This is a genomic window from Amphibacillus marinus (assembly GCF_900110345.1).
Taxonomy (GTDB): domain Bacteria; phylum Bacillota; class Bacilli; order Bacillales; family Amphibacillaceae; genus Amphibacillus_D; species Amphibacillus_D marinus.
The window spans coordinates 216,656-232,178 of sequence record NZ_FODJ01000002.1 but is presented as its reverse complement, the minus strand read 5'-3'; the positions used below and the strand labels follow the sequence as shown (position 1 = coordinate 232,178).

The following is a 15,523-nucleotide window of genomic DNA, read 5'->3' as shown; positions in this document are numbered from 1 at the left end:
AGAGTGGTGAATGTGTATATATCAGGACGAGAACGCAGAATTATTGAGGAACTACTCAACAATGAAAATGGCATTACGATTGAAAAGCTAGCTAGAGCCCTTGATGTAAGTAGTCGAACAATCCACAGAGATTTAAAAGTAGTGGAAAGTATTCTTGATGAGCATGATTTATTATTAAATAAGAAAACAGGTGTTGGCGTAAGTCTTGAAGGGGATAAAGCGAATAAAGAGCGATTGAATTTGTCAATGACTCAGGTTGAGTATACTGATTATACACCAGAAGAACGCCATGCAATTATTCTAACATCATTGTTAGAAGCACTAGAACCGATTAAGCTATTTACGTTAGCGAACGAGCTTAATGTAACGATTGCGACAGTGAGTAATGACCTTGATAAGCTCGAAGCTATCCTAGAGGAGTATAAGCTTAGTCTTGTCCGTAAACGAGGATATGGGGTTAAAGTCGAGGGCAAGGAATCAAGCAAGCGGGCAGCCTTAAGTCACCTCATTACCAAGTATGTTGATGAGCTTGATTTTATGATGTTAATTAAACAAAACATTGAGAAGCGGTCGAAGCAACCACTTGATTCTATCTCTGACCGTTTACTTGGTCTTGTTGATCAATCAAAGCTGGTGACGATTGAAAAGAGTATTGAACATGTCAGAAATGATTTACCTTATGCACTAGCGGATAGCTCCTATATTGGTCTAGTCGTCCACTTAGCCTTAGCAATTGAACGCATTCAGAAGGGTGAGCGTATCCATTTTGATTTGAATTATTTGAATGAATTAAAGCATTCTAAGGAATACCAGATTGCTGAAAAAATTATTCAAGAGCTGCAAGATGCCTTCAAATTGAAGATACCGGTTGATGAGATCGGATACATTACCATGCATTTGCTTGGTGCCAAGTTAAGAACGGATAATGATTATTTGCTCGAAGAATCTTCAATTGATATCGCTTATCAGACGAAGGCACTCATCACAACAGTAGAAGAAAAGATTCAAACATCACTATCGAATCATCAAGGGCTATTTAACGATTTGTTGACACATCTAAAACCGACCATTTATCGCATTCAAAAGGATATGCATATTAGCAACCCTTTAATGGCTGAAATTAGGCGTGACTATCAAGCATTATTTAAGGTTATTAAATCAGCTTGTGTTGAAGTCTTTCATGGTGTGGTTTTTCCAGATGAGGAAATTGCCTATCTTGTTTTACACTTTGCGGCAGCGACCATCCAAAGGGATCAACAACTTAAACTGTCTGCCCTTGTTATTTGCTCGAGTGGGATTGGGACTTCTAAGATGCTAGCCTCGCGAATCCAACAAGAAATAAGTGAAATTGATCGCATTGATAATTGCTCGTTGTTTGAATTGAACAATGTTCTACCAGAGCACTATGATCTTGTCATTTCAACAATCCCGCTAAGGGAACAAATTGATGATTATGTTTTAGTTTCGCCCATTTTAACTAATCAAGAAATTGCTGAACTTAAGACAATTATTAATCAAAAGGCATTAAAGGTAAATCGAAAAAAAATAAAGCCCGCTCAGGAGGGCTTGCTTAATGAACAGGAAATTTTAAATCGGTTAAAAAAAATGCAAGCTTATGGTAAAATAACGTTTGATTTATTACAACAATTTGATGTTCATCAGATTTCAGGAAAGCCAACTAAGGATGAGGCGCTTCATGTAGCAAGCACGCAAATTAAAGCGCTCCAGCGACTGGACAATAGTGAGCCGATTTATCAAGTGCTACTTGAGCGTGAGCGGCTAGGTGGTCTAGGCATTCCAAATACAGCATTAACGCTTTTTCATGCTAGGCACGAACAAATCAGGCAGCCACTGTTCATTATTTTTAGCTTAGGAAGTGCTGTTGAAGTAATGGGAATGGATAATAAGCCGATGGAGAGTCGGGTGTTGTTGGTTATGCTATCACCGAAGGATGTCCAGAATGAGGGCTTAGAAATTCTAAGTCATATTAGTGCATTAATTATTAGAAATGAAAAGACAATTGAATTGTTTGAGTCCAATGATAAAGGGAAAATAAAACAATACTTGGCTCAGCAACTTAATCAATTTATAAATGAAAAATTATGAATGGAGTGTTCAACATGACGAAAGAAATTTTAACAGCAGATAATATTGTGTTAGGTGCTAATTTAAGTAGTAAAGAGGAAGCTATTCGGTTTACAGGGAAAATTCTAGTAGAGAATGGTTATGTAGAAGCATCGTATGTTGAGAAGATGTTAGAACGTGAGGAAATTACATCGACTTATATCGGTAACAATGTTGCCATTCCTCACGGTACCGATGACGCTAAGAAAGCGGTAAAAGAAACCGGACTATCTGTCGTTATTACGCCAAGTGGTGTCGATTTTAATGGTAATACCGTCAATATCTTAATTGGTATTGCTGGCAAAGGTGATGAGCACCTTGAGATTTTATCGAAAATTGCACTAGTTTGTGCCGAAGAAGAGAATATTCAAAAATTAATTCAAGCATCATCGAAGGAAGAGATCCTTAACTTATTTAGTGGGGTGAATTAAATGAAGGCTGTCCATTTTGGAGCGGGGAACATTGGTCGTGGCTTTATTGGCATGTTGTTATACCGTGCTGGTTACCATACTGTTTTCGTCGATGTTAATGAGAAAGTCATTAATGAGATTAATCAAAAGCAAAAATACACGGTAACCTTAGCGGATGAAGCCCAGCAACAGGAGGTTATTGAAAATATTTCAGGAATTAATAGCATTAAAGATCCTGATGCAGTCATTGAAGCAATTGTTGAAGCAGACGTCATAACCACTGCTGTAGGGGCAGGTATTTTACCATTAATCGCCGATGTTATCGCAAAGGGTTTATTAAAGCGATTTGAAAATAATCAGACACCAGTTAATGTGATTGCTTGTGAGAATATGATTGGTGGTAGTGATTTATTAAAGCAGCATGTTCTTGAAAGAATACCGGAAATTCAGCGTCCTGCTGTCGAAGCACTAGTCGGCTTCCCAAATGCTGCTGTTGACCGCATTGTTCCGAATCAATCGCATGAAGAGTTATTGACCGTTTCTGTTGAGCCTTATTATGAGTGGGTTGTTGATGAGCAAGGTATTAAAGGTGAGAAGCCTGATGTTAAGGGAATTACCTATGTTTCAGACTTAGCACCTTTCATTGAGCGAAAGTTATTTACCGTTAATACAGGGCATGCAGTCGCCGCCTATCTAGGCTACTATCTAGGCTTAGATACGGTTAAGGAGGCTATGGATTCGCCACCGGTTCTTGATATTGTCAAAGGCGCTCTATCCGAAACAGGCCGCGTCATTGTCAAGCAATTTGGGTTTGACCAAGCTGAGCATGAAGCGTATATTGAAAAAATTATTGGGCGCTTCTTAAACCCGCATATTTCGGATGAATTAACCCGTGTTGCGCGCGGTCCGCTCCGGAAGCTCGGTAAAAATGACCGATTTATTCGCCCAGCAACGCTTTATTTAGATTTATTTGGCGAGGCACCTCCTTACTTAGCTAAAGCAATTGCGGCGGCAGTAAGCTATGATTTTGTAGAAGATCAAGAGGCTAAGGAGTTACAATGGTCAGTTAAAGAAAATGGCTACCAAAAAGCGCTTGCGTTGGTAACCGAATTAGATGTAGAGCATCCAGTCATTAAAGCTGCATTAGCGCAGTTAGAAGTATTAAAGGAATTAAAATAGTAAGCTTAAAGCCTGGGTTTTAATATTAAAGCCCAGGCTTTAATATGTAGCTTAGGCTAACCTATTCCCGCTTTATGAACAGATGTAAAATAACAAGAAATAGAAATTGAAAATAATGCTAATTTTTTAAATTGAACTAAAGTGGTTTGTTTAGTTGAACTGCTCTAAGGCTAGGTAACGAGCTGAATTTGCTGGTTTGAGCAAAAATGAAGAATCTTTTCAAGTGAATTGCACAAAAAATAATTAGGGCAGTATGGATGATTAAAAAACAGATCTTGATTGTATTCTTCAATAGACTGGTTAAAATTAATAGACTTTTTTTAAAAAAACAATCTATAGTTAAAAGAGGGAGATCTCGCGAAAGTGTCGAATACTTTATTTAAGCTAGTGAAGGGAGGGGATTAAATGTCTCAACTAGTAAATAGGTGAAAATCAAGACTGCTTGCTATTTATGAACATCTTAACTTGAGAATGCAGTTGTCGCTAGAACAACTTAACTATCTTGAGCATTTACAATTAGGCTATGAGGGGGAAGTTCAACTTGGTCAAGCGATTCAACAGTCTAAGGTAAATGGGGTATATTTGCAAGACTTGTTAATAAGTATTAACCAAACTGAGGTGCAGATTGACGCACTGATAGTGAAAAATCAACAGTTATACGTCCTTGAAGTAAAGAATTATCAAGGCGATTACTATCTCGAAAATGATTGTTGGTATTGAATGGCTTTGAAATTAGAGATTAAAAATCCCCTTCTGCAAATTCAAAGGACAGCATCAGTTTTAAGACGAGCGTTGCATGCTGCAAAGTTAAAAGCCCAAGTTGAGAGCTACGTCGTTTTTACGAATCCTTCTTTTGTCCTCTACCAAGCCTCACCTCATGATCCTATTATTTTCTATTAGCAAATTAGTCGTTTTCTTAAAAAGACAATTGGCTTAAATCAACCGAGTATCTATGATCAAAAGCTTGCTAGCCATCTCCTTTCCTATCAATTAGATAACTCTCGATTTGAGCAAATTCCAGAGTATAGTTTAGGTGCTTTAAAGGCAGGAATATTTTGTTCGGACTGTTCGGGTTTGCTCTTCGCAAAAAGTACCAAGCAATTTCATTGTCAGCGTTGCAAAAATCTAATAAGTTGTGAAACAGGTATCTTGTCTAACATAAAAGCTTATCGATTGTTATTTTCTGGGTCAAGATTGACCACAGCTAAGTTGTTTGATCTTTGTGGAGGCATAGTTTCAAAACACTGGTGCAGAAAAGTACTTAACCAGCATTTGAAGTTCGTTAATAATGGAAAGAAATCTCATTTTATTTAGTCTTTATTTATTAATTGGTTTTTCCAATCTATAAAAGGATACCTGCTTGTTCTAGGTTAACAGAAGCGCCAGATGCGTTAACGTGGAAAGTGAAAAGCCAATCCAGGTTAACGAAAAAGCCGGATGCGTTAACGTGGAAGGCGAAAAGTCAATCCAGGTTAACGGAAAAGCCGGATGCGTTAACGTGGAAGGCAAAAAGCCAATCCAAGTTAACGGAAAAGCCGAATGCGTTAACTTGGGAAGCAAAAATCCAATTCAGGTCAACGTAAGCACCTAATGCGTTAAGGCAGAAACAGAGTATCCCCCAAGTAATGAATGAAAAGCTAATACAAATCATTTATATTTCTAGCAAAAAGACCCAAGATGAGGTAAAGTAAATTTATCTACTTGGTTAAGGGAGTGTATGAACTTGTCTAAAAGAAATTTAATAATATTAGGAAGTACTTTTGGTGTTGTCGTAATTGGTTTAGCAATTTGGTTAACAGTACGAGCGCTATCAGTAACAGTGTATGATACAACACCCGTTGATGATCAGCCACTTGTTTACTTAGGTGATGAAGATGCAGAAACAGAGATTTTACTGGCTTTAGACTATTCTTGTCCGTGGTGTAAGGTCTGGATGGAAGAGGTGCTTCCTGAGTTAGAGGAAGAATATATTACAACTGGAGAGGCTACATTTAGAATTCAAGCAATGACTTTTTTAGATAATGCTTCTTTAAGACTTGCCAATTTTGATCAGAATATTATTCGTCATGCACCTGAACAATACTTTGCTGTTGCGCGCCGCATTATTCAAGATTCCCAATCAGAGGACGATGATGGTTATTGGGGAACTGATGCTTATATTAGTGATCTTGTTGCAGAATTTGCGCTGGATTCTGAGCTAATGCTTCAAGAGCCAGAGCTTGATTCAATGAACGTGTCAAGAAGGTACCAAAGAGGGTTGAATGTTGAAACAGTTCCCTCAGTCTATGTTAACGGTGTAAAAGTAAATGAGCCATTTGATATTGATGAAATTCATAATCTTATTCGGTAACTAAGCTAGCTACAACGATTACAGGAAAAGGGGCAATTATATTGAAAGCATGTTCATGGCCAGGTGAGAATCAAATAATGCTTGCATATCATGATAAGGAATGGTGTGTGCCTACTAAAAATGACCAGTATTTATTTGAGTTGCTTTGTTTAGAAGGTGCTCAAGCAGGTTTGTCGTGGAGTATTGTCCTTGCAAAAAGGGAGGCTTATCAAGAAGCCTTTAAGAAGTTTGATATTACCTATTGCGCTAAGCTGACTGATCAACAACTTGAGGAAATTCGCGTAAACAGTGGGGTTATAAAGAATAGCGCAAAACTTAAAGCAATTAGAAGTAATGCCCAAGCTGTACTTGCTCTTAAAACTGAATACAATAGTTTTGTGGACTTTTTGTGGCAATATGTTGATGGTAAACAGATCATTAACTGCTGGGAGGATGAAAGTCAAGTTCCGGCAGAAACAGAGCTTTCCAAGCAATTGAGTAAGGATTTAAAAAAGCGTGGTTTTAAATTTGTTGGGCCAGTTATTATTTACTCGTTTATGCAAGCAGTCGGAATGATTGACGACCACATCATTAGCTGTCCCTTTCATACTAGTAACAGGTAAAAGATAACCGAGGGCCATGCTTGTGATTAGCAAGCTAATGCACGGTGTGCGTTCTCGATAAGTGAAAATGCTATAGCAATGTAAACATAAATAAGTAATTAAGTTTAATTGTTATTACTAATTTAGAAAAATGAAGGAGTGATTAACAGTGAAAATTTTTAAGGATAAATTGTATTGGTATCTAATGCCACCTTTTTTTATCATTAGCCTAATTGCCTTTTTCGTACTTCCTGACTCTCAATACATTGCCTTTCTAGTTATCTTGCTGTTTTGGGTTGCTTATTACATGATCAGCTATTATTTAAAAAGGAAACGCGAGCGTGAACAAGTATGAAGCTTGCTTTTATTGTATTTGATGGAATGACAGCTTTAGATTTTATTGGCGTATATGATGCACTAACCCGTTTAAAGACGATGGGTTTTATCCCAGATTTGAACTGGGATATTTGTGCTGATTGTCAACAAGTCAGGGATCACACTGGACTTATGTTTACGGCAACGCAAATAAAACCTGATTTAGCTAATTATAATATGATCGTTGTCCCAGGGGGGTTGGGGACACGTACTTTAGTGGCGGATACTAGTTTTATTACCTGGCTAGAAACAGCACAGCATTGTTCGTTAAAAGCATCGGTCTGTACCGGCTCATTATTACTCGGGGCGGCTGGATTTCTAACTAATAGAGAGGCGACCACCCATCCAAATGCGTATCAAGAACTAGCTAAATATACAGTTGTAAAAGAGGAACGCATTGTTGAGGCAGGGGATGTCATAACAGCTAGGGGTGTAAGCTCATCAATTGATTTAGGTTTATTCTTATGTGAAAAACTAGCTGGAACAGAAGTAAAAGAGCAAATTAGGCAGCAGATGGATTACCAGTCAGTCTAAGTCTACTAAGAGCTTTTGAAAAAAACAAAGCATTTTCTCGATTGTAAATATGAAAAAAGGTAGCGATATGGTAGTGTAATCTAGATTTAGCTTTGCTATAATAGATTGTGTACGTTATCTTACAGTTATTATGTTTTTTCTACTCTTCATCTACGAACCTACACCACTCAGAAGCATTAATATGCCTTCACCTTCCATGCCAAACTTATCTAAAGATAAAAGATTAGGATATTGCTGGTGGATAGATACCTCCACATGCATAGTGAAAAAGAAAGGGAGGGGCTATGCGAAAGTTTATTCGAGAAACAATAAAGGATCAAGTCCGATCATCCTTTAACTTAGATGAAATCCAATCTTTAGCTATGGATTTTTTTGACTACCAAGCTAAAGAGAGAGACTTTCTTTTCGCTCAGATAACTGTCCTTCATTATAAAATGTTTAATGGGGAAGAGCAAGGTGACATTTATCAAGCGGCAGCAGCAGTTGAAATGCTTGCATTAGCAAGTGATATTCTGGATGATCTACAGGATCAGGATAACGTCGATGCACCCTGGCGAAAATTGGATTCATCCCTTGTAACGAATATTGCTGTTGGTCTATTTCTACTTGGTAAACAAACACTTGATCTGTACACAGAGATAAGTGAGAAGTTAGCAAGTAAACTGTTCTACTCGGCAATATTTTCATCATTAGTTGGACAGCATCTGGATTTGAAAAATGATATTAATAATGAAGGAGACTATTTCCAAGTTGTAAAGAACAAAACAGCTTTAATAAGATTCTCATCCCTCATTGGTGCGACTATGGCTAAGGCGCAAGACGTGCAAATAAATATTATTAGGCAGTATGCGGAGAAAATGGGCATCATCTCTCAGCTTTTAAATGATCTTAATGATCTGTATCATTGGGAAAAGAAAAGTGATATATCGAGCAAAAAGAAGACATTGCCAATTTTGTATATGCTAGATATACCGGATCAGAGTATAATAAAGACATATTATCAAACAGATACCCCGTTTAGTCAAATATATAGTGAAAAACAGTTAGCTATTCAAGAAATGGAATTGTTGGGTGCGATGAGGTATACGAAAACTATTATAGCACTTGAGCGAATTAAAGCATTACAACAAATCAGTAAACTTGATATCTCTTCTGCTTATAAGGAGCAACTAACTCGTTTTTTTTAAAGGAGAGTTTTTTATGAAAGATATTGTTTATTATTTAAGTACTAATTTAGATGTATTAGAGCTTATTAAAAAAGGAAAAGCGAGCCTACTAGGAATAGGTGACAGTGAGCTGAGTGCCATACTTACTGCGACTGAATCCGGAGACTTAGATACTAAATATTGGAGATAATAACAAGCTACTATGAAGAAAACGATTAAACTAATTATTATTATTACTATTGCTTTAGGATACACTTATCAAATTATTCAGCTCAATAGGCAGCCTCTTATAGGTATACATGTAAGTGATAATGAATCAGGTGACTACTATGTTAGGGCAACAACTAGTGTTGGCTGGGCTTTTTATAATGGAATTGAGCATGGTGATATCATTGAGCTAATTAATGGTGAAAGTCCAAATAAATTTTCGGTGGTTCTTACAGATAATAGAATTGAAGGCGCAGAGACAATTACAATCCGTCGAGCTGACCAGCTGGAAACATATGAGGTTGGTTATTCAACTGAGTTATTACAGCAACTTATTATATATACCCTAATCCCGTTTATTCATTATGTAATTAGTTTAATAGTGGGCATAACATTATTAAAGAACTATACACAGAAAAGTGCACTGTTGTTAGGCTACTTAACGCTATTATTAGGTACTGGCTACATGGGCGCTAGCTTATCAATACGTATCATTACCTTAGGATTTATAATAGTTGATTTCTCACTTTTAGTAATCCCAATTCTTTTTTTACATTTTGTTTATTGCTACATGGAAGAGAATGGAGTAGGGTGGTTTTCTAAGAAAATAATTTATCTGCTTTATACAATAGCACTAATAATTTTTGGTGGTGTGACCTTTAAGTTATTAACAAATAATGTTAAAAATTTATTACTATTAACTTTTGTTTTTTTTCTACTTACAATAGCAGTCATATTAACCATAGGCTTTTTTAGAATTAAGAATAGAAAGCTAAAGCGCATATATAGCTGGATCTTTAAAACGCTAGTCATAGCAATTTCACCGTACCTTTTTTTACATATTATTCCCTTTTTGATCTGGGAAATTTATTTTTTGAGTGCTGAAATAGCTATATTATTTACTTTCACGTTACCTATTGTTTTCTTATATTTGCTCGTTACAGGTAAGATGTACCTGATTAAGGTTCACATTCGGCAACTTACTTATTATCTATCCCTATCACTCTTACTAATTCTTTTAGTTAGTGGTATATACTATATCGTACCAGATGTATTAGTAAACGGGCTGACAGCTGGCTGGAAAATATTTTTAGGGCTATTTTTTCTAATGTTTACACTCTATTTTAAAAGCTTTCTCGATCGACTACTAAGAGCGGCATTATTTGTTGAGAAAGACTATTACCAAAGAAGTATCTATCGTTTTAGTGAGTGTCTTAAAAGTGAAAATAGTACGGTCGGCATCTTGAAAATGCTTAAAAGAGAAGTGGATGACGTACTGAATACAAATCAAGATCTATTCTTTGATATTGCGAAGCAAGATAAGCTCAAAGCAGACGTTGAACCTCAGTATCGTCAACTTGTTAAGCAAATGCAAAGTAAAGGCGCAAGTATTGGAACGGTTATGCAAGTTGGGGCTGCTTTCGGTGTGATCGTCGGTGAAAAGGAGCATGATTACATTGCTTTTATGGGCATGCTAAGTCGCCATCGCTTATTAAGTCGAGATCAATATGAATGGCTCTCTACACTTGCCTATTATACAAGTGTATCATTAGAAAACATTGAGAAAATAGAAGCATTGCTTGTTCAATTAAAGCATAGTCAAAGCTCAGGTTCAAATTGGATAAACCGGTTAATCTTTAATTGGTCTGAAGATGAGAGGCGGAAGCTTGCTAGTGATATTCATGATTCTTTCTTACAAGATATTATCATTTTAAAACGAAAAATTGATGATTTAAAAGATCATGCTGAGCAGGCCTTTGTGCAAAGGGAACTAATAGAGCTAGAGGAATCAATTGAAGATGTTATCTTTAATATTCGAGAGACTTGTAATGAATTAGCGCCTTCACTACTGTCTGATTTAGGATTGAAGGCTACACTGATGGAGTTAATGGACAAGTTTAATTTAAGATCAAATATTTTGCTATCTATTTGTTTTAAAGCCAACTTTAATGAGGATTTACTTAGTGTTGAATATAAAAATATGCTTTATCGTACCATTCAGGAATTACTTAATAATGCAGTAAAGCATTCGCGAGCCGAAGAAGTGGAAGTTTTTCTATCAACAAAAAATGGCTGTATTACATTAGATTATATTGATGATGGTGTAGGTATGGAAATAACAAATAATGAAACAAAGTCAAACGGTATGGGTATATTTGGGATTAAAGAACGTATTCATAGCTTTAATGGTTCCATTACCTTTACTTCTATAACAGGTCAAGGGTTAAAGGTCGCTACACAAATTCCACTTGCTTAAGGAGGTTGGGAATCATTGATAAAGATTGCAATAGTTGATGACCATACTGTTGTAGGGGAAGGAACAAAGTCAATTTTATCAAAGGATCCTAGTTTTGATATTGTCTACGAGAAATCAAGCCTTAATTTCTTTCGAAGTCTTACAAGCCAGCACTATGATGTTTATCTAATTGATTTAGATATGCCTGATATTAATGGGCTATCCCTCGCAAAGAGGATTTTACAGTGTCATCCTGAGGCAAAAATCATTATTTATACTGTTCATGACATTACAAGCCATTTTAATCAATTTGTTGAAGCTGGCGTAGTTGGCTTTGTTAATAAACAATGTTCCAATGATGAGCTTATCACCACAATTAAGTGTGCCATTAAGGATAAAGTGATTTTGCCAATTGAAATATTAGCACAATTAAAGAGGATAAATACCATTCCGAGCCAACTGTCAGAGGGGACTCAAGCGACCCCAATATCGGACATTGAAGAACAAATATTATTAAAGGTAGTTCAAGGCTTAAGTAATGAGGATATAGCATGCGATTTGTTTATGAGTCAACGAAATATTGAACAGCATCTAACAAAGCTGTTTACTAAAGCTAATGTCAATTCTAGATCAGAGCTAGTTAAAAAAGCAAAGCAATTAAAACTTGTGCCGATGTTTGTGCTTTAATAATAGTGGGAAACGCGCGATCAAGCATGCACGTTTTTGGCAATATTTACAGTTGACATTTCGCTGCGCCTTACATATAGTAAAGGTGTATGTTAAAGCAAGTATGAGGAGAATGTTTATGTATCTGGTGGTTCTTAACTAATCCAACCAATTGGATAGCTTGAATGCATTTGTTGAAAAAATGACGTCTTTACTGACGTTTATTTGTTGTTGCATTTCAAGTGGTTAAGAGCACGTTTATGGTAGATAACGTCTTATGATAGATAACACTTACCTATTGGGTAGGTGGCTATTTGTTTAATTAGGACCACTATGGACGATTGTTCATAGTGGTTTTTTCGTGTGTTCATTTTAGGAATTAATCCCTTGCTTATACACGGTCTATGGGCGGTCTGACATCGTGTCGTTCTCACTAAAACAAGAAAAAGGAGGCATTTAACATGCAAGCAGGAGATTTAGCAATGCTTGGATACAATGAGGTGGTACAGGAGCTTTCAAAATATGCCCATACCGAGCGGGCGAAGCAAGCTTTACTTGACCTAAAGCCGAGTATGAATAAGAACTGGATGGTCCAATCAATGAATGAGATTGAGGAAGCGATTGCCATTTTACAGCAAAGTGCAAGCGTGCCTATTCATACAGTCGATGAGCTCACGACTATGTTAAAGCAGGCAGCTAAGGGTATCTTTATTCGGGCAGATCAAATGGAACGCGTTTTATCTTTTTTGGATCATTGTCGGAAGCTGAGTTCGTTTATGAAAAAACAGGAATGGCGTGCGCCTATTATTAGTAGCTTTGTCTATTCAGTTGAGGAATTTTCTGAACTAGAAGCGCAGATTAACAAGGCAATCCGCCACGGTCAGGTTGATGACTACGCTTCAAAAGACTTAAGCTATTTAAGAAGACAAAAGGGTGTGCTAACAGACCGACTTAAGGGCCGGATTACTCAGATGGCGAAGGGCAGTAAGTACGCCACTTTTTTACAGGAGCGGACAGTGACAGAAAGAAGCGGACATTATGTATTAGCTGTGAAGAAGGAGTATCGCCATAAAGTAAAGGGAACAATTCTTGACCAGTCCGCTTCAGGTGCAACACTGTTTATTGAACCGGCAGAACTGGGTGGTATTCAAGAAGAAATTAATCTGCTGCAGTTATCCGAGCAAGCAGAGGTTGAACGTATTTTATTTGAGGTAACAGCGGCAATAATGGAGCGAGAACATGCTATCAAAACTGCAATTGAAGTCATGTATAATTATGATCTTATCTTCGCCAAGGCAAAATATTGTCGTGAGATCAACGGAACTAAGCCTCGTTTTTCTGATCAGCACAAGATCCGCCTTGTTGACGCGCGACATCCAGCATTGGGTGCCAACGCCGTTCCGTTATCGGTAACATTTGGCCAACATGACCATGCTCTTGTTATTACAGGCCCAAACACAGGTGGAAAGACAGTGACGATTAAGACGATTGGTTTATTAACCGTAATGGCTCAGTCAGGTCTACTCATACCTGCAGAGCATGGAAGTGAGCTGACTATTTTCCAACACGTGTTCGTAGATATTGGTGATGGGCAGAGTATTGTGGATAATTTAAGCACATTTAGTTCCCGTCTCGTTTCAATTATTGACATTCTACAACAGGCAAATGATCACTCACTCGTGTTGCTTGATGAATTAGGCTCAGGGACAGATCCGGGTGAAGGTATGGGATTAGCTATCGCTATATTAAAACAACTATTTAACAAAGGAGCAACCATTCTTGCGACAACGCACTATAGCGAAGTAAAGAGCTTTGCTGATCAAGCGGAGGGCTTTATAAATGCAGCGATGGCCTTTGATCTGGATACGCTAAAGCCAACTTATCAGCTTTTGCTAGGCGAAACTGGGCAGAGTCAAGCATTCGAAATTGCGCTTAAGCTTGGTCTTCATCCTGCTTTAATTGAGCAAGCTCATATATTAACCTACGGAGATCAAGGAGACTACCACTCGCGCTGTTCAGAGCTAGAATTGAAGTCAGAGAGCTTTGCTCGGCAGGTTGCGACTAACCGTTATGCTGGTAAGAAAAAAAGAAAGGCGGCTGATCAGGTTGCGTTGTTTTCACAAGGGGACAATGTAACCATTCAGGCAACAGATGAGACCGCTATTGTTTATCAAGGACCTGATCAGCTCGGCAACTATATTGTGCAGGTGAAAGGCGAAAAGCTGTCCATCAACCATAAACGGCTTAAGCTAACCATTGCTGCTGAGGAGCTTTATCCGCCTGGTTATGATTTTGACATTATTTTCAAGAGTAAAGCTTATCGGAAAATTAAAAAGGATCAAGGAAGAAAATATCTTGAAGATGTATGGCTTGAAGATGAAGATTGATAGTATAATATTTGGTTAACTTTAGTAGGAGGTATGTTGATAAAAAGGGGTGAGCGCCGCTCTGGATTGACGGAGGTACTGGATGTATTAACGAAGAGGAGCGACTGCCGTGGCAGGTTAAAGCAAGCGCAGGATGCATTAACGAAGAAGCGTGATCGCAGCTCCAGATTAACGGAAGTGCAGGATGCGTAAACGAAGAAGAGCGAACGCAGCTCCAGATTAACGGAAGTGCAGGATGCGTAAACGAAGAAGCGTGATCGCCACTCCAGGTTAACGCAAGCGTAAGATGCATTAACGAAGAGGAGCGACTGGCGCTGCAGGTTAAAGCAAGCGCAGGATGCATTAACGAAGAGGCGTCATCGCCGCTGCAGGTTAACGCAAACCCAGAATGCGTAAACGAAGAAGCATGATCGCCACTCTAGGTTAAAGCACCTAGAGTGTTCTTTCATGAAGGTAACTATGTCACAATAATAGGTTCGCCCTTGGTAATAATAATGGTTTCTTCTTTTTGCGCAACATAACCACCCAACTCACCAACGAGCGTCCATTCATCATCTAGTTCAACGATTTCTTCATCAATAATCGAGACAAAAGGTTCATAAGCCACGACTAAGCCATTTTCCATTAAGGCATTGTCCCAAGGGAGATAGTAGTTATAAATATGCTCAGGCGCGTCACGTAACGATGAGCCAACGCCATGGCCAGTCAGATTTTTAATAACTTTGTAGCCTAATTGATTAGCAGCGTCATGAACGGCATGGCCAACACGATTCATCTTAGCCCCTGCTTTAAACTGGGCAAGGCCAGCGTCAAAAACTTGGTCCATCGCAGTTAACAGGTCAATAATTTTCTGGTCACCTTTGCCAACAACGATTGAGCGTCCTGTATCGACAAAATAACCTTTATATGCTCCAGAGACATCAATGTTAACGAGGTCGCCGTCTTGAATAACACGATCACCAGGAATGCCGTGGGCCACCTCTTCATTGACTGAAATACAGGTATAACCAGGAAAGTTATAAGTTAAGATTGGTGCAGATTCTGCACCGTACTTTTTAAATAAACGTTCGGCTACTTGATCTAGCTCCTTCGTTGTCATACCAGGTTTTGTTTGGGAAATCATTTGGTCACGAATATCAGAAATCACTTTTCCAGCTTCTTTTAGTCCTTGAATATCTTTATCTGAGGATATAATCATATCGTTCTCCTTTAATCATTATTCAACTATATTGTAAGTGGTTGTTATCAATAAATCAATGTCTGGGAAAGCCATTAATGGTACAATTAATACAGTAGATGAAAGGGGCG

The 15,523-nt window shown here is 37.9% G+C and carries 15 protein-coding genes; 14 read left to right on the top strand and 1 reads right to left on the bottom strand.

Annotation, left to right across the window (positions count from 1 at the left end; translation table 11 throughout):
- The first annotated feature begins 12 nt into the window (after nucleotides 1-12).
- The 14 genes from BM000_RS05165 to BM000_RS16735 all read left to right on the top strand — a co-directional run bounded on the left by BM000_RS05165 (nucleotide 13) and on the right by BM000_RS16735 (nucleotide 14,407).
- On the top strand, nucleotides 13-2,106 hold the full coding sequence (locus BM000_RS05165; RefSeq protein WP_177178215.1) for a BglG family transcription antiterminator: 2,094 nt from the start codon (nucleotides 13-15) through the stop codon (nucleotides 2,104-2,106).
- Between the two features lie 14 nt (nucleotides 2,107-2,120).
- Entirely contained in the window at nucleotides 2,121-2,555 is a 435-nt protein-coding gene (locus BM000_RS05160) for a PTS mannitol transporter subunit IIA (RefSeq protein ID WP_091495520.1), read from the top strand.
- Nucleotides 2,556-3,713 (top strand): mannitol-1-phosphate 5-dehydrogenase, encoded by a 1,158-nt coding sequence (locus BM000_RS05155; protein ID WP_091495518.1) that lies wholly within the window; start codon nucleotides 2,556-2,558, stop codon nucleotides 3,711-3,713.
- Between the two features lie 477 nt (nucleotides 3,714-4,190).
- On the top strand, nucleotides 4,191-4,433 hold the full coding sequence (locus BM000_RS05150; RefSeq protein WP_177178214.1) for a nuclease-related domain-containing protein: 243 nt from the start codon (nucleotides 4,191-4,193) through the stop codon (nucleotides 4,431-4,433).
- A gap of 1,003 nt (nucleotides 4,434-5,436) precedes the next feature.
- Nucleotides 5,437-6,063 (top strand): thioredoxin domain-containing protein, encoded by a 627-nt coding sequence (locus tag BM000_RS05135; protein ID WP_177178213.1) that lies wholly within the window; start codon nucleotides 5,437-5,439, stop codon nucleotides 6,061-6,063.
- A gap of 41 nt (nucleotides 6,064-6,104) precedes the next feature.
- Nucleotides 6,105-6,665, top strand: coding sequence for a DNA-3-methyladenine glycosylase I (locus BM000_RS05130; protein WP_091495508.1), 561 nt, complete (start codon nucleotides 6,105-6,107; stop codon nucleotides 6,663-6,665).
- Nucleotides 6,666-6,813: 148 nt separating this feature from the next.
- Nucleotides 6,814-6,999 carry a hypothetical protein gene (locus BM000_RS05125; protein ID WP_091495507.1) on the top strand — a complete coding sequence of 62 codons (186 nt, stop codon included), beginning with the start codon at nucleotides 6,814-6,816 and terminating at the stop codon, nucleotides 6,997-6,999.
- Entirely contained in the window at nucleotides 6,996-7,553 is a 558-nt protein-coding gene (locus BM000_RS05120; protein ID WP_091495505.1) for a DJ-1/PfpI family protein, read from the top strand. The genes BM000_RS05125 and BM000_RS05120 overlap by 4 nt, the downstream gene beginning before the upstream one ends.
- Nucleotides 7,554-7,837: 284 nt before the next feature.
- Nucleotides 7,838-8,740 (top strand): polyprenyl synthetase family protein, encoded by a 903-nt coding sequence (locus BM000_RS05115; RefSeq protein ID WP_091495504.1) that lies wholly within the window; start codon nucleotides 7,838-7,840, stop codon nucleotides 8,738-8,740.
- A 13-nt stretch (nucleotides 8,741-8,753) separates the two neighbouring features.
- Nucleotides 8,754-8,909, top strand: coding sequence for a competence pheromone ComX (gene comX, locus BM000_RS05110; protein ID WP_091495502.1), 156 nt, complete (start codon nucleotides 8,754-8,756; stop codon nucleotides 8,907-8,909).
- A 12-nt stretch (nucleotides 8,910-8,921) separates the two neighbouring features.
- Nucleotides 8,922-11,183, top strand: a complete 2,262-nt coding sequence (locus tag BM000_RS05105; RefSeq protein ID WP_091495501.1) for a sensor histidine kinase — start codon at nucleotides 8,922-8,924, stop codon at nucleotides 11,181-11,183.
- Nucleotides 11,184-11,198: 15 nt separating this feature from the next.
- Nucleotides 11,199-11,849 (top strand): response regulator transcription factor, encoded by a 651-nt coding sequence (locus BM000_RS05100; protein ID WP_091495500.1) that lies wholly within the window; start codon nucleotides 11,199-11,201, stop codon nucleotides 11,847-11,849.
- 440 nt (nucleotides 11,850-12,289) lie between these two features.
- Nucleotides 12,290-14,215 (top strand): endonuclease MutS2, encoded by a 1,926-nt coding sequence (locus BM000_RS05095; protein WP_091495498.1) that lies wholly within the window; start codon nucleotides 12,290-12,292, stop codon nucleotides 14,213-14,215.
- A gap of 33 nt (nucleotides 14,216-14,248) precedes the next feature.
- Complete coding sequence (locus tag BM000_RS16735; protein ID WP_177178212.1) at nucleotides 14,249-14,407, top strand: hypothetical protein; 159 nt, start codon at nucleotides 14,249-14,251, stop codon at nucleotides 14,405-14,407.
- Nucleotides 14,408-14,672: 265 nt separating this feature from the next.
- Here BM000_RS16735 and map read toward each other — a convergent pair whose 3' ends face one another.
- Nucleotides 14,673-15,413, bottom strand: a complete 741-nt coding sequence (map, locus tag BM000_RS05090) for a type I methionyl aminopeptidase (protein ID WP_091495496.1) — start codon at nucleotides 15,411-15,413, stop codon at nucleotides 14,673-14,675.
- Nucleotides 15,414-15,523 lie beyond the last annotated feature (110 nt).

Bases quoted from the DNA above. Each gene is read 5' to 3' on its own strand.
- map (WP_091495496.1), bottom strand. From the start codon at position 15,413: ATGATTATATCCTCAGATAAAGATATTCAAGGACTAAAAGAAGCTGGA.
- BM000_RS05155 (WP_091495518.1), top strand. From the start codon at position 2,556: ATGAAGGCTGTCCATTTTGGAGCGGGGAACATTGGTCGTGGCTTTATT.
- BM000_RS05120 (WP_091495505.1), top strand. From the start codon at position 6,996: ATGAAGCTTGCTTTTATTGTATTTGATGGAATGACAGCTTTAGATTTT.
- BM000_RS16735 (WP_177178212.1), top strand. From the start codon at position 14,249: ATGTTGATAAAAAGGGGTGAGCGCCGCTCTGGATTGACGGAGGTACTG.
- BM000_RS05095 (WP_091495498.1), top strand. From the start codon at position 12,290: ATGCAAGCAGGAGATTTAGCAATGCTTGGATACAATGAGGTGGTACAG.
- BM000_RS05160 (WP_091495520.1), top strand. From the start codon at position 2,121: ATGACGAAAGAAATTTTAACAGCAGATAATATTGTGTTAGGTGCTAAT.
- comX (WP_091495502.1), top strand. From the start codon at position 8,754: ATGAAAGATATTGTTTATTATTTAAGTACTAATTTAGATGTATTAGAG.
- BM000_RS05115 (WP_091495504.1), top strand. From the start codon at position 7,838: ATGCGAAAGTTTATTCGAGAAACAATAAAGGATCAAGTCCGATCATCC.
- BM000_RS05105 (WP_091495501.1), top strand. From the start codon at position 8,922: ATGAAGAAAACGATTAAACTAATTATTATTATTACTATTGCTTTAGGA.